The organism is Olsenella sp. KH1P3 (assembly GCF_900167315.1).
GTDB classification, from domain to species: domain Bacteria; phylum Actinomycetota; class Coriobacteriia; order Coriobacteriales; family Atopobiaceae; genus Olsenella_J; species Olsenella_J umbonata_A.
The window spans coordinates 191,577-208,634 of the sequence record NZ_FUWQ01000003.1; the positions used below are offsets into that span (position 1 = coordinate 191,577).

12 protein-coding genes, 1 tRNA gene and 1 other RNA gene are annotated in these 17,058 nt (G+C 61.2%); 12 read left to right on the top strand and 2 right to left on the bottom strand.

Annotated features, from left to right (window positions below):
• Positions 1–334: 334 nt before the first annotated feature.
• The 11 genes from B5D13_RS05535 to B5D13_RS05585 all read left to right on the top strand — a co-directional run bounded on the left by B5D13_RS05535 (position 335) and on the right by B5D13_RS05585 (position 14,101).
• Entirely contained in the window at positions 335–3,016 is a 2,682-nt protein-coding gene (locus tag B5D13_RS05535; protein WP_159443994.1) for a glycoside hydrolase family 3 protein, read from the top strand.
• Between the two features lie 593 nt (positions 3,017–3,609).
• A complete protein-coding gene (locus tag B5D13_RS05540) occupies positions 3,610–4,938 on the top strand; it encodes an argininosuccinate synthase (protein ID WP_078687330.1) in 1,329 nt (442 codons plus the stop codon).
• Between the two features lie 27 nt (positions 4,939–4,965).
• Positions 4,966–6,378 (top strand): argininosuccinate lyase, encoded by a 1,413-nt coding sequence (gene argH, locus B5D13_RS05545; protein WP_078687331.1) that lies wholly within the window; start codon positions 4,966–4,968, stop codon positions 6,376–6,378.
• A gap of 207 nt (positions 6,379–6,585) precedes the next feature.
• Complete coding sequence (gene purB, locus B5D13_RS05550; RefSeq protein ID WP_078687332.1) at positions 6,586–7,935, top strand: adenylosuccinate lyase; 1,350 nt, start codon at positions 6,586–6,588, stop codon at positions 7,933–7,935.
• 163 nt (positions 7,936–8,098) lie between these two features.
• The gene (locus B5D13_RS05555; RefSeq protein ID WP_078687333.1) at positions 8,099–8,377 is read left to right on the top strand and encodes a TIGR03905 family TSCPD domain-containing protein; all 279 of its coding nucleotides are present in this window, start codon (positions 8,099–8,101) and stop codon (positions 8,375–8,377) included.
• A 1-nt stretch (position 8,378) separates the two neighbouring features.
• Positions 8,379–9,650, top strand: a complete 1,272-nt coding sequence (locus B5D13_RS05560; protein ID WP_090991443.1) for a Tat pathway signal protein — start codon at positions 8,379–8,381, stop codon at positions 9,648–9,650.
• A 190-nt stretch (positions 9,651–9,840) separates the two neighbouring features.
• Positions 9,841–10,566, top strand: coding sequence for a response regulator transcription factor (locus B5D13_RS05565; protein WP_078687335.1), 726 nt, complete (start codon positions 9,841–9,843; stop codon positions 10,564–10,566).
• Positions 10,567–10,671: 105 nt separating this feature from the next.
• Entirely contained in the window at positions 10,672–12,240 is a 1,569-nt protein-coding gene (locus B5D13_RS05570; protein ID WP_078687336.1) for a sensor histidine kinase, read from the top strand.
• A 126-nt stretch (positions 12,241–12,366) separates the two neighbouring features.
• Positions 12,367–13,251 (top strand): phosphoribosylaminoimidazolesuccinocarboxamide synthase, encoded by an 885-nt coding sequence (locus tag B5D13_RS05575; protein WP_180363880.1) that lies wholly within the window; start codon positions 12,367–12,369, stop codon positions 13,249–13,251.
• A 4-nt stretch (positions 13,252–13,255) separates the two neighbouring features.
• Entirely contained in the window at positions 13,256–13,948 is a 693-nt protein-coding gene (locus B5D13_RS05580) for a hypothetical protein (protein WP_078687337.1), read from the top strand.
• A 77-nt stretch (positions 13,949–14,025) separates the two neighbouring features.
• A tRNA-Arg gene (locus B5D13_RS05585) sits at positions 14,026–14,101 on the top strand.
• A 77-nt stretch (positions 14,102–14,178) separates the two neighbouring features.
• Here the strand turns inward: B5D13_RS05585 and B5D13_RS05590 are convergent.
• Entirely contained in the window at positions 14,179–14,790 is a 612-nt protein-coding gene (locus tag B5D13_RS05590; protein ID WP_078687338.1) for a hypothetical protein, read from the bottom strand.
• Between the two features lie 47 nt (positions 14,791–14,837).
• A complete protein-coding gene (locus tag B5D13_RS05595; RefSeq protein WP_078687339.1) occupies positions 14,838–16,727 on the bottom strand; it encodes an adenine deaminase in 1,890 nt (629 codons plus the stop codon).
• Between the two features lie 217 nt (positions 16,728–16,944).
• Here B5D13_RS05595 and ffs point away from each other — a divergent pair.
• An RNA gene (gene ffs, locus B5D13_RS05600) (signal recognition particle sRNA small type) lies at positions 16,945–17,040 on the top strand.
• Positions 17,041–17,058 lie beyond the last annotated feature (18 nt).

Here is a 17,058-nt window from a genome sequence, read left to right on the forward strand (position 1 = left end):
TGTTGTAACCACTGTTCATATTGATATTGACGCAAAGGTTCAATAAGAAACCGCTCAACTATATGAAACGTCTTGTCACAATTCAGGTGCTACATTCGAGTGGGCGCATAGGCTACGGTTACGAGAGAAGGCAAAAATGGCTCAAAAGTGTTGTGGCAGACGCCCTGTCGCAATCCTGTTGCGAGCGTTCCTCTCGACGGCATTGGTCTTTGGTGCCGCCACGGCGCTTTCACGGGTTGCCTGGGCAGACGAAGACGCGCAAGACGTCGTAACGTCAAACTCGGTCGCCGCCCAGGGCGACGCAAAGGCTGAGGAACCTTCGCCAGAAGCGAGTATGGCTCCTACCAAGAGACCTGGTGAGGTCCTGGAAGCGAAGGATGAGTCAGCCCAGGTGTATCAGGCTTCTGCCGAGGTATCCGAGGCAACCGCTGCCCCCGCAGCCCCCGAGCCCGCGACGGGCGCACCCGCTTTTCCTGTGACTGCGCAGGAATCCGCCGCATCGCGGGTTGTGCCTGCGGATGCCGGTCATCTGCCCGCGAGCGCCACTCCGACTACGGCGGCACCAAAGATTGCCGTGCAGTCCGACAGCGACGTCGATCAGATCATCGTTCACATGACCATCGACGAGAAGATCGCCCAGATGATCATTCCTGCCATCCGTACTTGGAATGGCCAAGAGGTCGTTGACCTTTCCGCGGTGCCCGAGCTGGCTGCTGCGCTGCGCAAGCACCAGTATGGCGGCATCATTCTGTTTGGCCAGAACGTAAAGGGTGTAGAGCAGACGTTCCGTCTCGTGTATGACCTTCAGGCCAACAACGGTCAGATTGGCGCGACAAGCAAGATTCCGTACCTCATGCCGATCGATGAGGAGGGTGGCGTTGTGACACGCCTCTCTATGGGCACCCGCATGACGGGCAGCATGGCGACCGGCGCGACGGGCGAGCAGGCCGAGGCCAATGCGGAGAAGACCGGAGAAGTGATTGGCAAGGAGCTTGCGGCCCTTGGCTTCAACGTGGACTTTGCGCCTGATGCCGATGTCAACAACAATCCGCTCAACCCCGTGATTGGCGTGAGGTCCTTCTCGGATGACCCCAAGACCGTCGCAAAGCTTGCCATGGCGTTCATGCGCGGCCTTAAGAAGAGCAACGTTGCCGCGACCTTCAAGCACTTCCCGGGCCATGGCGACACGGCGACCGACACGCACACGGGCGGAGCGTCGGTCAACAAGACTGGTGACGAGCTCCGCAAGACCGAGCTCGTTCCATTCAAGTTCGTTGTCGAGGGCGGCGCCGATATTATCATGACGGCACACATCACGCTGCCCCAGTTCGACGATCCCGTCATCTTCGCCGACGGAACCACGGGCTACTATCCCGCAACGATGTCCCACAAGATTCTGACCAATCTTCTTCGCCGCGAACTCGGTTACGACGGCGTCATCGTTACCGACGCCCTCGAGATGGGCGCCGTGTATGACGGCGGTCTGGTTCCTGGCAGAAAGGGGTCCGTTGAGTACTGCACGAACGTTGCCGAGAAGGTCATCAATGCCGGTGCCGACATGCTCCTCATTCCCACTGATTTGAAGAGCGAGGAAGCCGCGGCATTCTACGACCAGTACATCGCGGCGCTCATCGCGAAGGTGAACGACGGCTCCATCCCCGTGGACCGCATCAATGAGAGCGTCAGGCGCATCCTCGAGCTAAAGAAGAAGTACGGCATTCTCGACCTTGACGTTTCCGCGATCAACCTCGATCAGGCCGTTGCCAACGCGAAGCAGGTCGTGGGCAGCGACGAGAACCATGCGACCGAGATGGACGTTGCCCAGCAGGTGGTCACGGTCATCAAGAACGACAGCATTACGCTTCCCGTCTCCGGCCACAAGGGAGCCGTTGTGGTCCTTGGCCGCCAGCAGGGCGACGAGGTCGTCCTCGACCACGCAATCAAGGACCTTCAGGAGAAGGGCATCATTGCTGCCGATGCCAAGGTTACCAACCTGGTGTCGGGCGCGACCCGCGGCTCGGACTCCTCCGCCATGAAGATCGTCATCGCCCTCTATTATGACGCACCAACCGGCACCGCCCTCTATAGTCAGGACCTCATCGACGCCCTCGCGCACGCTGACGTGACGATTGCCCTGAGCAAGATGTACAACGTTTCGGGCTTGCAGGATGACTCTCCTTACCACCAGGGCATTCAGAAGGCCATCGACCAGACTCACGCCGCCGGTGGAAAGTTCGTGCTCTTGAGCGCTAACCTGCCCTACGACGTCGCTCGCTATCAGAACGCCGACGCAATCGTGCTCGCATACATGGCCTCTGGCACCAACATGGACCCCACCGACCGTGGTTCCGGAAACGCCGGTGCCTACAACGCGAATATCATCGCGGCCGTCGAGGCGATGTTCGACGCGCGGAACCCTACGGGCGAGCTTCCGGTCAACATCCCGAGCATGACCAAGAAGGATGACGGCTCCTACACGTTTGACCCCTCGCCGACGCTGTACAAGCGCGGCTTCGGCCTTTCGTATGACTACCAGTTCACCAATGGCGGAAATGCGACGTATGTCGCGGGCTCCGAGAGAGGCCTCGTCTTCGAGACCAACGCTCGTCATGACAAACTGGTAAAGGTGCTCGTTGATGGCGTTGCTGTGAGCGAGGGAGACTACGAGGTTCTTCCTGGCTCGACCGTTCTGGCGCTCTCGTCGAGCTTCCTCGACGCGCTCTCCGCGGGCAAGCACGCTCTGGCGCTCGCCTATGACTACGGTGAGGGTGAGTTTGACCTCTCGACTGCGTTTGCCGTTGCCAAGGCGGCCCAAAACGCATCCGAGGCGAGCGACGATTCTTCCTCCATCTACGCCGCAACCTCCGCGCCTTCGCATCAGGCCCGCTCGAAGGCCGCATACGCCGGGCTTCCCAAGACGGGCGACCTTGCGGTTGACGTGGCGCCGCTGATCTTGGTCGCCGCCGGCCTCCTGACTGCCGGCGGCGCGATGATGAAGGGTGTGCGAGTCAAGTAGAGCTGCGCAAAGTTTTGGTAGAAAATTTGCGCGAACGGGGTCGGGGCTGACGTTCCGGCCCCGTCTTCGTATCTGGGTTTGACGAACGCGCGTAAAAGTCAGACCATTGTGGCATATACGACGCTTGCAATATTATATGCATATGACCGCATACGCAGAGTACCTGCGGATTTGTGGGGCGTTTGTCGACAAACGTGCTGCATTGTTACGTGAGCGCGCAGAAATGTTAGCCTTTTGTTTCAAGAAAATTACCTACGGCGGAAATCGTTGGCAATCGCCGTCTAGCACGCTAAAGTACCAACCCAACAAGTCTCGCGCAGCAACGAGCTGCTGGTTTACGAAGGGGGAAAGCCAATATGCAGCATAACATGACCGCAGTGAGCTCCCTCCGACGCCAGAACCGACGAATCACGCTGCGATGCCAGCGCGTGCTGACTTGTGTCTTCTAAGAGGGATACACCTCGAAATACAGAGACCAAATGGCACCCAGGCATCGCGCCCGGGTGCCATTTTTCTTATGCAGCGTAGCTAATAGTCATGGAAACTGACGGAAGCAAGTGGCGAGCACGCCAACAAACATGGGAGTGATACAGATGGTAGAGACGGCAAACAAGGAGAGGGTAGTCCTCGCGTATTCCGGTGGCCTTGACACCTCCGTTATGGTCAAGTGGCTTCAGGTCGAGAAGAACCTCGACGTCGTTGCCATTTGCTGCAACGTGGGCCAGGAGTCTCAGGACCTCAATTGGGTCAAGCAGAAGGCTCTCGACATGGGTGCCATTGCCGCTGAGTCGGTTGACATGCGCAACGAGTACGCCGAGCAGGTCCTGACCAAGGCCGTGGCCGCAAACGGCCTATACGAGGGAACCTACCCACTGCTCTCGGCCCTCTCCCGCCCGATGATCTCGGCCTACATGGTCGAGGCTGCGCACCAGTACGGTGCCACCTACATTGCCCATGGCTGTACCGGCAAGGGTAACGACCAGGTGCGCTTCGAGACCTCCATCCACGCCATCGATCCCTCGCTCAACGTCATCGCTCCCGTTCGCGAGTGGGACCTCCTGACCCGCGAGCAGGAGATGGAGTGGGCCGCCGCACACGACGTGCCCGTTCCCACCACGGCGGCCAAGCCCTACTCCATCGATGACAACCTGTTCGGCAGGGCCATCGAGTGCGGCGTGCTCGAAAACGCCTGGAACGAGCCGCCTGCGGACATCTGGACGATGACGGTCAGCCCTGAGGAGGCTCCCGACACGCCGACCGAGGTCGTCATTGGCTTCGAGGCCGGAGTTCCCGTCTCCCTGGACGGCAAGAAGATGTCCATGCTCGACCTCATCGTGAAGCTCAACAAGATTGCCGGCGCCAACGCCTATGGCCGCATCGACATGATCGAGGACCGCGTCATCGGCATCAAGAGCCGCGAGTGCTACGAGTGCCCCGCTTCTCTCGCACTCATCAACGCCCACAAGGCCCTCGAGTCCATGTGCCTCGACCACGACACGCTTCACTACAAGGCGTCGGTTGATCAGAAGTGGGCCACGCTCATCTACGACGGCCTCTGGTTCTCGCCGCTCAAGAACTCCCTCGATGCGTTCATCGCGAGCACCCAGCAGTATGTGACCGGTGAGGTGAGGGCCAAGTTCTACAAGGGCACCTTCGTCGTCACCGGCCGCAAGTCCGATTACTCTCTGTATCAGGAGGGCCTGGCCACCTACGGCGACGGCGACCTCTTCGATCGCTCCAAGTCGGCCGGCTGGATCAGCCTCCACTCGCTGCCCACGCAGACCTGGTCCAAGCAGCAGGGCCCCAAGCACGTCCAGTCGCTGTCGGAGCATGAGGTCAAGCAGTTCCAGATTGGCAACACGGCGACGCCTGTTCCGCAGGTTCCTACCGAGAAGGCCAAGGTTCACGTCGTTTGCGCATAGGTTTTTAGCAAGATGGGGGAGAAGCACATGGCACTATGGTCCGGCAGGTTCGAGCAGGGCGTCGATGAGTTTACCCAGCGCTTTGGCGCTTCGCTCGAGGTGGACAAGAAGATGTACCGGCAGGACATCGCCGGATCCATTGCGCATGCCAAGATGCTCGCGAAGCAGGGCGTCCTTTCTGAGGAGGACGTCCGGAAGATTGAGGCCGGCCTTCGCGCGATCAAGGAGAAGATCGAATCGGGCTCCTTCGAGTGGGACGTCAACGACGAGGACATCCACATGGCCGTCGAGGGTGCGCTGACTGCAGACATTGGCGACGCTGGTGCCCGCCTGCACACCGGAAGGTCCAGAAACGATCAGGTTGCAACTGACATCCGGCTGCTCGCGAAGGACCTCCTGCTTGGGCTGATTCAGGCCAACTGCTCTTTGCGCGACGCTCTTCTCGAAGGCGCGGAGAAGTACTTCGGCGTGGTCATGCCAGGCTATACGCACATGCAGCACGCGCAGCCCGTGCTCTTCTCGCACCACCTGCTTGCCTACTTCTGGATGCTCACGCGTGACTTCGGCCGCCTCGCCTCGGCCTATCATGCGGCTGACGCCAACCCTCTTGGCTCGGCCGCCCTTGCGGGAACTACCTATCCGCTCGACCGTCACTACACTACGGAGCTCCTGGGCTTTGACCACCCCATTCCCAACTCGATGGACGCGGTGTCCGACCGCGACTACCTGCTCGATCTCGAGTACGCCTGCAGCGTGAGCATGATGCACCTCTCGCGCCTGTGCGAGGAGATCATCACCTGGTCCACCACCGAGTTTGGCTTCATCACGCTAAGCGACTCGTACTCCACCGGATCCTCTATCATGCCGCAGAAAAAGAACCCAGACTTCGCTGAGCTCACGCGCGGCAAGACGGGCCGCGTCTACGGCGACCTGATGACGCTTCTCACGACTATGAAGGGACTGCCGCTGGCGTACAACAAGGACCTTCAGGAGTGCAAGGAGGGCGCGATCGATGCGGCCGAGACACTTCACGACTGCATGACCTGCGTCGAGGGCATGGTGAGAACCTGGGAGGTCCACGAGCAGCGTATGCTGGACGAGGCTGGACAGGGCTTCACTGCCGCGACCGACGTCGCCGACTACCTGGCCAAGCACGGCCTGCCGTTCCGTCGCGCGCACGAGGTCGTGGGCGAGCTGGTCCTTTACTGCGAGAAGCACCACATGGGGCTCGAGGACCTCACGCTCGAGGACTTCAAGAAGGCGAGTTCGCTCTTCGAGGACGACATCGCACGGGACCTTGATCCCGCTGGCATCGCCGGTGCGCGCAACACTTATGGCGGGACAGGCCATGAGGCCGTTCGCGTCCAGATTAGCGAGGCGCACGACACGCTCGGTCGCGACCAACTTGCGGCAAAGTCGCTTGCCGCCAAGGCCGTCTAGCCCGGCCGATACGTCGTGGCCGACATCTGATTCGACCTCCGCCTTGGTCCGACCTTTCAAGAAAGAAGCGCACACGTCCTGAGTCGATGGGGGTAGTTTGCGCTCTGGTTGCGCAGTCTCCTCGTCGTGCGGCGCCGCGGTAGAATCTTGTGCGGCTCATTTGTCTGTGCGTGATTGCATGCACTTCTCCTTATGAAAGGACGCCACATGATCGATCGCTACACCCGTCCCGAGATGGGCAAGATCTTCTCGCTCGAGAACAAGTACGCCATCTGGCAGGAGATCGAGGTCCTGGCTTGCGAGGCCCATGCCGAGCTTGGGCTGAACGGCATCACCAAGGAAGAGGCGCAGTGGATTCGCGATCACGCCAAGTTCAACAAGGCAGAGGTCGACGAGATTGAGGCTGTCACCAACCACGACGTCATCGCGTTTTTGACCAACATGGGCAGCTACATTGACGCTGACGTCCCCGAGGGCAAGCCCAGGCCCAGCCGTTGGGTCCACTATGGCATGACCAGCTCGGACCTTGGCGACACCGCGCTGTGCTACCAGCTGGTCCAGGCGACCGACATCCTGATCGAGGATTGCCGCAAGCTCGGCAAGATCTGCAAGCGTCGCGCGTTCGAGGAGCGCGAGACCCTCTGCGTTGGCCGTACCCACGGCATCCACGCCGAGCCGATGACCTTTGGCATGAAGTTCGGCAGCTGGGCCTGGGAGCTCAAGCGCGACCTCGATCGCCTGCAGGACGCCCGCAACAACGTCGCTTTCGGCGCCATCTCGGGTGCCGTCGGAACCTACTCCAGCATCGACCCGCGCGTCGAGGAGTACGTCTGCGAGCGCCTGGGCCTGGTTCACGACCCCCTGTCGACACAGGTCATCAGCCGCGACCACCACGCCTACCTCGCCGGCGTTCTTGCCACGACCGCCGCGACCTGCGAGCGCATCGCGACCGAGATCCGCAACCTCCAGCGTACTGACACCCTCGAGGCCGAGGAGCCGTTCCGCAAGGGCCAGAAGGGCTCCAGTGCCATGCCGCACAAGCGCAACCCCATCACGCTCGAGAAGGTCTGCGGTCTCTCTCGCGTCGTCAAGGCGAACGCGCAGGTCGCGTTTGACAACGTCGCTCTTTGGCACGAGCGTGATATCAGCCACTCCTCCGCCGAGCGCGTCGCCCAGGCAGACAGCTTCATCGCCCTGGACCACATGTTCACCTGCCTCAACCGCATCGTCGACGGCCTGATTCTGTATCCCGCCCAGATGCTGGCTAACCTCAACAAGACCCGCGGCCTCATCTACTCCTCCAAGGTCTTGCTTGCCCTGGTCGACACGGGCATCACGCGCGAGGATGCCTACAAGATCGTCCAGTCGAACGCCATGGCAACCTGGCATGAGGTGCAGCAGTGCGATCCGAACGGCACCACCTTCCGCTCCAAGCTCGAGGCCGATCCCGCCTGCAAGCTCACAGCGGAGCAGCTCGACAAGATCTTCGACCCCTGGAGCTTCCTCGGTCGCATCGAAACGGTGTTCGACCGCCTCGAGCAGCTCGACTTCGACTAGCCCGGCTTGCGCCAGGAGAGAAGTACGCGGGCCCTCCTGAGCAAGCAGCCCTGATTCGCAACCGCATACCTGTTCTGTGGTCGCCCGTGCGCATGGTCGTGCGGGCGACTTGCTTTTGCGAGGTGGTGGGTATACTGAGGGAGGAAAAACGGAAGGGGAGGACATGATCCACTACGACTTCAGGTCCCGGGGCGTCTGCTCGCGCGTCATCCACATCGAGCTCGACGATCAGGGCAAGACCATTCAGGGCGTCGCGTTCGAGGGTGGTTGTAACGGCAATCTGAAGGCCATTGGCAAGCTCATTGAGGGTCGCTCGGTCGACGAGGTCGTCGAGACCCTTGCCGGCAACACCTGTGGCCCGCGCAAGACCTCGTGTGCCGACCAGCTCACCCTTGGTCTGCTTGAGGCTCGCAAGTCGGCCGGAATCCAGACGGAGGCCTAGCTTGGCGCTCTTCAGGAACACGCGGGAGGGCGCGCCATTCGCTGGCAATGGGGACGGACGTCGGGCCATCACGCGCCGCGGCCTGTTCAAGGGCATCGGTGCCACTACGGCCGTCGCCGTCGTCGCGGCTTCGCTCGACGGCTGCAAGAACGCGAGCAACGGCAGCGGCGACCCGGTCGTCGTGGATTCCGAATCCGCCGACTACGTGATCGATCCCAACACGAACGAGAACAAGTTCTCGTACGACGAGTCGTCCCTCTCGCCGACGCACACTTGGAACATCGCCTTGGGCAGCGTACTTCGCCCCGGCGGTGGGGACACCTGGATTCCCGTCACTACGGCGGGCTCTTCCGCAAACCCGCCGGTCAAGGCGTCGGCACTTGCCATCACCACCGGCAAGCTGGTGGAAGTGGTCTCGGAGCCGCACACCAAGGATGCCGACAACGTCGTGATCTACGAGGCTTGCTGCAGCGACAGCGTCTACGCCTGGGTCGAAATCAACTTGCTTGACCGCGGCTGGCACCTGTATGCCGCCCGCTTCTCGGACGGCGCCCTGACGGGGGACATCTCCACGCTTTGGGAGGCCTCCGCCGACTACGACCCGCCCCAGATTGCCTGTTCCGACTCGCGCGTGTTCTGGTTGGTCATGCCGAACGCCACGGGCGGCAAGTCTACCGAGCACTCGTTCTGCTACGCCTGGAAGGCGGGCGGAAGCAGTGCCGACGCAATCGTCGAGTCCGCCGGCAGGTTTGGAGCGCCCCTTGCCGTCTCGGATGACGTTCTGACTCTGGTCCCGCGCGTGAAGGGCGATAAGGGAACCTACTATGGCATCACGGCGTATGACCTGAGTGATGGTTGCAAGCAGCTTGACCAGCTCATCCTTCCGGCGTCGGTCAAGCCTCTCAGTGCGGTGCGCATGGGCGATAAGTTCGCCTTCTCCATCGAGGCCAACTATGCCTCCGGCGGCCTGCTGGGTAACATGGGCAGTTACATCGGCAGCGCGGATGGTCCCTTCGTGGCTCTTTCGCGTGAGCCCTCCGCCCAGATTGCTGGAAAGGGTAGCCGATACTTCATCAAGAGCTCGTCGTCGTACTTCGTGGTCGATACCGACAAGCGCTCGTATTCGATTCTCGCCGCGACCAATCGGTCGCTCGACTACGGCGAGTACCCCTCAAGCGTGGGCACCACGTCGCGTTTCGTGACCTTCTGCACCGTTAAGGCGGAGGATACCGGTTATCCGTCCACCGTCGTGGTGCGTGCGTTTGACCTGTAAAGAGTGACACTTAGGCCGTTTCGTAATGAGTCACAAGCGATAATTTGTAAGCTGCGTTAAAATAGCAAACGCTTATGACCATTAATCTGTCACTTAGCCTATGCCATTTTTGAATGGCACCGTTTGAAACGATGTTGCGCCTCCGGTTTTCCGCCCGCGCGTCCAGGTACGAAAAGTAAGGAGCAGCCAGATGGCTTCAGAGGAGAAGAGAATCCTCCTTGTTGAGGATGAGAAGACGATCCGCGATGCGGTTGCCGCTTATCTCGAGCGCGAGGGCTACGTCGTCCGCGGCGTGGGTGACGGGCAGAGCGCCCTCGAAGAGTTCGAGAAGCACTCCTTCGACCTCATCATTCTCGACCTCATGCTTCCCAAGCTCTCGGGTGAGCGCGTCTGCCGCGCCGTTCGCGAGACCTCCAATGTGCCCATCATCATGCTGACCGCAAAGGGCGAGGTCGAGGACCGCATCATTGGCCTGGAGCTTGGCGCCGACGACTACCTGATCAAGCCCTTCTCGCCGCGTGAGCTCGTCGCCCGCGTGCGTGCGCTGCTCCGCCGTGCCCATACCGAGAGCGAGCCCCAGCTTGAGGTTCTGGACTTCGGCGACCTCGTCATCGACATCTCGGGCCACAAGGTCATGGTCGAGAACAAGGAAGTCGATCTTACCGCGTCCGAGTTCAAGCTGCTGACCACCCTCGCTCGCTACCCGGGCCGCGTCTACACGCGCATGGAACTGGTCGAGAAAGTCCTGGGCTACGACTTCGAGGGCTACGAGCGCACCATCGACTCGCACGTCAAGAACCTCCGTGCCAAGCTGGGCGACGATCCTCGTAATCCCCGCTGGCTTTATACTGTCCACGGCGTTGGCTATCGCTTCGAGTCTGCCAACAAGGACGGTGCGGCGGACGAGGCAAAGTAGCCTCGCGGTTGGATTGCGCATGCAACGTTAGCAATGGGCGCCAGGCAGATCGCTTGGCGCCCTTTTTTCTGAGTGAGGTGTCGACAGATGGGTGAAAGTGACGATATGCCGAAAGAAGACCTCTACTCCGAGGACATTGCCCGCTACTACGATGAGGTCCTGAACATGGACATGTCGGAGTCGTCCAAGGCCTACTTCAGCACGCTCAAGCGTGATGCGAGGCCGACGCGCCCGGCGAAGACCTTTACCGGCAGGATGGCGTTCTACTTCGTCATGACCGCTGTCATGTGCGTCGCCATCTTCACCGTCGTTCTGGCAACAGTGTGGGAGCAGCAGTTCCAGGGCTATGCGCGGGACAACATGCAAAGGCTTGCCCAGCAGACGGCCGACGCGCTCTCCAGCCAGTATGAGGAATCGGGCGGCTGGACCCCCGACGTGGTGGGCTATGCCCCCGCGATCACGGCCGCCTATCCCGACCTGGGAATGCAGGTGCTCGATGCCTCGGGAAACGTCCTGTACGACGACACCACGGTCAATCGCAAGTCGTCATCTGACGAGGGCGCCTCTCCCAATGACATCAATGATCAGGACAACGTCGATTCCATCGTGTCGGCCGACGTTCTGGACAGGTCGGGCATCAAACTCGGCACGGTCAGGCTCTGGGCCTTTGACGCCGAGGCCGTCACCACTAAGTCGGACGCCGCGTTCAAAATGAACTCGTACTACGGTATGGCGCTTGCCGGCGTCATCGCAATCGCGCTGGCCGGTGTCATCGGCTACTGCTCTTCGCGAACGCTGACGCGCCCGGTGGTGAAGATCACCTCGACGGCGCGCGCGATCAGAAACGGCGACCTGACTGCGCGGACCAACCTCAAGGGCGACGATGAGATTGGACGCCTGGGCGAGACCTTCGACAGCATGGCCACCGAGCTCGAGCGCGACATCAAGTTCGAGCACCGACTGACCTCGGACGTTGCCCACGAGTTGCGCACGCCCCTCATGGCAATGCTCGCGACGGTCGAGGCAATGCAAGACGGCGTGCTGCCCTCGGACAACGAGCACTTCGAGGTTGTCGCGGGAGAAGTACGACGCCTTTCTCGGCTGGTCGATGCGATGCTGCACCTGTCCCGTGTTGAGAACAACACCGACTTTAAAACCGAGCGAACCGAGATGGTCTACGTCGTCAAAAGTCTCGTCTCGATGCAGGAGCAGCTCTTTAACGACCGCGGCCTCCGCCTGCGCTTTGACGATAAGATCCCGACGCACGAGCTTTATGCCGACGTGAATCCCGACCTCATTCGCGAGGCCGTGACCAACATCATGTCCAATGCCATGAGGTACACGCCCGAGGGCGGCTGGGTCGTCGTTGCGATTGACCGCGACCGCTTCAAGAACGAGATGCTCATCTCGGTGCGCGACACGGGCATCGGCATCGCCAAGGAGGACATCCCACGCGTTTTCTCGCGCTTCTGGCGCTCTGACGCCAGTCGCGAGAGGGTTTCGGGTGGCCTGGGCGTTGGCCTTGCGCTCACCAAGGAGATTATCGACAAGCACAACGGGAGCATTGGGGTCGAGTCGGAGCTTGGCAAGGGAACGACGTTCACGCTCCGCATCCCCATCGATCGCGACCGCAGCTACAAGCCGAACCCCTCGGGCGAAGAGCTGATTGGCTAGCGTTGTCATTGCGTGACAGCGCGCTTGTGCCTGCGAAATCTCCTGTGGCATCTACTACAATCGAACATGCTGCGTCTGTTGGCCAGGCGTAGTCACTGTATTAGTCTCTTGAGGGGAGCCAAAAACATGGGAGCCATGGAGATTCGTCCGGATTCTCACGGCAAGGTACGCGACATCTATGATTGCGGCGACAGCCTGTTGATGGTTGCGAGCGACCGAATCAGTGCGTTTGACTACATCCTGCCTGACGAGATCCCGTACAAGGGCGAGATCCTCACGCGAATCTCGGCGTTCTGGTTCCACAAGTTCGCCGACCTCATGCCCAACCACCTGATCTCTATGGACGTGAAGGACTACCCGGAGGAGTTCCAGAAGTATGCGGACTACCTGACGGGGCGCTCCATGCTGGTCAAGAAGGCCAACACCATTCCCGTCGAGGCCATCGTTCGCGGCTACCTGACTGGCTCGGGCAAGAAGACCTACGACCAGGACGGCACCGTCTGCGGCATCCACCTGCCCGAGGGTCTGCACGAGGCCTCTAAGATTCCGGAGGCCATCTTTACGCCCTCCACCAAGGCCGAGCTCGGTGATCACGACGAGAACATCTCGTTCGATCGCTGCGAGGAGCTCATCGGCGACGACGTTGCCCAGCAGCTTCGCAGCGCGGCTCTTAAGATTTACAATGCTGCTGCAGACTATGCTGCGACCCGTGGCATCATCATCGCTGACACCAAGTTCGAGTTTGGCTTCATCGAGGGCGAGCTTACCCTGATCGATGAGTGCCTCACCCCGGACTCCAGCCGCTTCTGGCCCGCAGATGGCTACGAGGCCGGCAAGGTTCAGCCCAGCTACGACAAGCAGTACGTCCGCGATTGGCTTAAGGCCAACTGGGACATGACCGGCGACGCGCCGCACCTGCCCCAGGAGGTCATCGAGGGCACTTCCAAGCGTTACCAGGAGGCCTTCGAGATCATTACTGGTACCAAGTTCACGCCCATGAAGGAGAACTAGTCTTATGTCGCTCATCGATACGATCAACGCTGCCAAGAAGGAGGCCGAGGGAAACAGCCCCCTGAGTGCCGACTCCGAGAAGAACGCGACGGAGAACAAGGAGGCCAAGCAGGGCTTCTCCAAGAAGTCTGTTGCCAAGGCCAAGCCTGCTCGCGAGGCCGCTGACGGCGTGCGCGTCGTAAAGACGAGTGGCGGCAAGGTTGTCTCCTCTGGCAAGGCCATGAGCGAGATGTCCAAGGAAGAGAAGAAGGCCGCGCGTGCCGCTCAGCGCGAGAAGGACGACCTCCGCATGTCCGCGACTCATGTCCTCCTGACCAATACCAAGGGTTACAGGCGCTCCCAGCGCGTGTGGTGGACCCTTCTTGGCATCGGCCTGGCCTCGACGGTTGCCAGCTGGGCAATCGGACAGTTCGTGCCCGGCGTCATGGAGGGCACCAGCTCTCCCATGGGGATCCTGATGATTGTCCTTATGGTGCTTGCGTATGCCGTGATCATCGCGGCGTTCATCTACGACTGGCGTATCGTGCGCCCCATGCGCAAGGCCGCCGAGGTTGCCGCCCAGTCGATGTCGGTCAAGAAAATGAGCCAGGTGCTCAAGGAAGACGCACGCGAGGCGGCCAAGGAGCAGTCCCAGAAGGACAGGGCCAAGGCTGCCAGGCGTTCCGTTGAGAGCGGCAGGCACGAGCAGCACAAGTAGTCGGCTGAGGGCTTCTGTCGCTCGCCTGCACAATCTGCTTCGCGCAAGACGAAAGTGATGCTAGAATACATGAGCACGGCCCCGTAGCTCAGGGGATAGAGCACAGGTTTCCTAAACCTGGTGTCGTTGGTTCGAATCCAATCGGGGTCACCAGAAAGTTCAAGGTCAGCGCCTGAGGGCGCTGACCTTTTCTGTTATATGGCGTGCGTTTGCTGCGGAATGGACGGCGGCTAGCATGTCCCCTCAAACATCTGAACGAGTTCGCGCAGCTTAGAGGCGCTCATCACGCGCGCGGGAAAATAAGCGACGCGCCCCCTGCCGAAGCTTGCAAGGCAGCCGTTCTCGTCGTGCCGCGCCCGCTTGAGCTGCAAGAGGGGGTACCGGGCGACCTCAGCACCCGGTCCCTCAACTACCACCTCATCGGAAGTGACCACGACATGGCGGTGCACGTCGGTCTGAGACTCGCCGATGTTGGTCCCCATGAGAGCCCAGGCCTGGATGTTCGGCCAGTTGCGCGTGGCCGTGGACCCAGTAACTGCGAAGATCAGCGAGACGAGCATGACAAACACGTCGTGATAGGGCGTCGCGAGCGTGACCACGAGGCCAACCAGGCCGACGACGAGCATGACGATCGCGGCGTCGGAAAGGCGGGGCGCCCCGTAGAGGACGGCTGCCTGCTTGGCAAGCTTCTCGGTGATGTCGTACGTCGCCGAGAAGAGCACGTCTCCGTACCTCTCGGCATCGCGCTTTGCGTGCGTCTCGTTCTGCTCCGCGGCCTCGTCCGACGGCTGACTTCTCTTCCTTGCGCCGGCCCTGCGAGAACCCTTCGTTTTCTTGGACATCCTGCTCCCCTAATGGTTGAAGTGCTTGCGATTCGGGCGGTACTGGGCTACTTCTCTTCCATCAGGGGCTCCATCTGGAAGGTGACGCAGTTGACGTACCCGCGGTTGGTGAGACGCAGCACGGGGACGCAGGCGAGCGACATGACGCCCATGGTCATGAAGGGGGAGGGCATGGTGCAGCCCATCTGTTTCCACGCCTCCTCGGCCTTGGCTACCTGCGCGGCCACGTCATCGACGCTGCCCGCGCTCATCAGGCCGCAGACGGGGAGTTCGACAAGTGCGAGAATCTTGCCGTCTACGACCGCTGTCTCGCCTCCCCCGCACTCGACAAGCGTCTGCGCCGCAAGTGCCATGTCCTCGTCGTTGTCGCCCATGACGAGGAGGTTGTGAGCATCGTGGCTGACGGTCTGAGCGAGTGCGCCGTGGATGCCGAAACCCGTGACGAATCCGAAGCTGTGGACGCCATCGGCGCCGTGGTGACGATCGAACACGCAGGCCTTGAGTACGTCATGATCATGGTCTGCTACCAGCAGGCCGTTCTTGACGGGAACCTCGACGAACTCGTCGCGCGTGATCGTGTCTCCGGGCGTGATGCCGATGGCACGCACCGTCACGGTGCCATCGGGCACGGGCGCGCATGCATCGTCGCCGAGGCCCTCGGCGACAGTCGCTCCGTTGGGAACGGCGACGCCGAGCTTGCTGGTTCGCAGCGCGGGGATTTCGAAGGTCTGCGGCGTCACCTCGAAGCCCAGGCTCATCGTGTGTGTCATCCAGTCGGGCCACTGGTGGTCGGCGCGGGGGAACTTTGCGACGCCGTCCTGTGCGACAAGTTCGCCGTCGATGAAGACCATCTTGGCATCGAAGTCGCTGAGGTCCTTAAAGAGGACGATGTCAGCGCACTTGCCGGGCGCAATGACGCCCATGTCCGTCAGGCCGAGGTAGTGTGCTGCGTTAACCGTGCACATTTGGATGCCCACGATGGGGTCGAGCCCCAGGCGCACCGCCTCGCGCAGCACGCGGTCCATGTGACCGTCACTCACGAGCGTGTTGGGGTGGCAGTCGTCGGTGCACAGCAGACAGTGGGCGGTGCATACGCCGCTCTCGATAAGCTGGGGAAGGTAGCCGGGAAGGTTGAGCCAGGCCGACCCGTAGCGAAGCTGGACGTACTGGCCTAGGCGCAGCTTGGCGAGAACCGACTCCCAGCTGCCGCATTCGTGGTCGGAGCTGACACCGGAGGCAATGTAGGCGTTGAGGTCGCGGTCGACGTCGGGCGAGGGGAAGTGCCCGGTGACGACGCGATCAGCGCGAAGCGTTGCCCGGACCTCGCCGAGCGCGTTCTTCTCGCCAGAAAGAATGCCGGGGAAGTTCATCATCTCACCCAGTGCGACGACGTTGTCCCAGGTCATGGTCTCGGCGATGTCCTTGTCGGTGATACTGGCGCCGGTGTCCTCGACGCCAAGCACCGCGGGGACGCAGGAGGGTGGCGTCATCATGGACTTGAGCGGCGCGTTCTTGGCATCTTCGAACATGCTCTTGACACCCTCGAGGCCGCGGACGTTGCCGACCTCGTGGGGGTCGGTGAGGATGGCCGTCGTGCCATGGGGGACTACGGCGCGGGCGTATTCTGACACGCTGGTCATCGAGCTCTCGACGTGGATGTGGCTGTCCATGAGACCGGGCGTGGCCACGAGGCCCGTGGCGTCTATGACTCGCGTGTCGGGTCCGATGCAGTGCTCGGCGGTGTGGCTGTCCATGCCGAGGTAGGCGATGCGACCATCCTTGATGGCGATGTCGCTGTCGGGCAGAATCTCTTGCGTTGCCACGCTGACGACATCGGCGTGCCTGATCACGAGGTCTGCGAACTCATCACCTCGGGCGACGCGGACGAGGTCTTCGTTGCATTCCCAGAGCGGCTTCTTGCAGAACTTGTTGAGCATCGGACGCCTCCGTCGGTTGCATGTTCATTTTCACGCTAGCGTAGCGCAAAAGGCCGTGGAACGGATGCGCTTGGCGATGCCGATTTGTCCTGCGGAACAGAGTCTCGGGTGACGGAGCGAACTTCCGCCATGACACCCCTTGCGCCTCGGGGTGACTTTATTGTGGTTCACCACCTACCTGTGGGTTCTCTGGTATAGTCTACTGTTGTGAGTGAGCTCGATGGGTTCGGGCGACGTCATGTTCCGAACCTGGTCAGGGCCGGGAGGCAGCAGCCATAAGGAGCCTCTGACGGGCGCCCGTTCCCATCGAGCTCACTTTGTATGCGCCCCC

What these genes read in the sequence shown, in the direction of transcription:
- B5D13_RS05540 (WP_078687330.1), top strand. Translation starts at nt 3,610, where the DNA reads ATGGTAGAGACGGCAAACAAGGAGAGGGTAGTCCTCGCGTATTCCGGT.
- B5D13_RS05580 (WP_078687337.1), top strand. Translation starts at nt 13,256, where the DNA reads ATGTCGCTCATCGATACGATCAACGCTGCCAAGAAGGAGGCCGAGGGA.
- B5D13_RS05535 (WP_159443994.1), top strand. Translation starts at nt 335, where the DNA reads ATGGCTCCTACCAAGAGACCTGGTGAGGTCCTGGAAGCGAAGGATGAG.
- B5D13_RS05595 (WP_078687339.1), bottom strand. Translation starts at nt 16,727, where the DNA reads ATGCTCAACAAGTTCTGCAAGAAGCCGCTCTGGGAATGCAACGAAGAC.
- B5D13_RS05570 (WP_078687336.1), top strand. Translation starts at nt 10,672, where the DNA reads ATGCCGAAAGAAGACCTCTACTCCGAGGACATTGCCCGCTACTACGAT.
- B5D13_RS05590 (WP_078687338.1), bottom strand. Translation starts at nt 14,790, where the DNA reads ATGTCCAAGAAAACGAAGGGTTCTCGCAGGGCCGGCGCAAGGAAGAGA.
- purB (WP_078687332.1), top strand. Translation starts at nt 6,586, where the DNA reads ATGATCGATCGCTACACCCGTCCCGAGATGGGCAAGATCTTCTCGCTC.
- B5D13_RS05565 (WP_078687335.1), top strand. Translation starts at nt 9,841, where the DNA reads ATGGCTTCAGAGGAGAAGAGAATCCTCCTTGTTGAGGATGAGAAGACG.
- argH (WP_078687331.1), top strand. Translation starts at nt 4,966, where the DNA reads ATGGCACTATGGTCCGGCAGGTTCGAGCAGGGCGTCGATGAGTTTACC.
- B5D13_RS05575 (WP_180363880.1), top strand. Translation starts at nt 12,367, where the DNA reads ATGGGAGCCATGGAGATTCGTCCGGATTCTCACGGCAAGGTACGCGAC.
- B5D13_RS05555 (WP_078687333.1), top strand. Translation starts at nt 8,099, where the DNA reads ATGATCCACTACGACTTCAGGTCCCGGGGCGTCTGCTCGCGCGTCATC.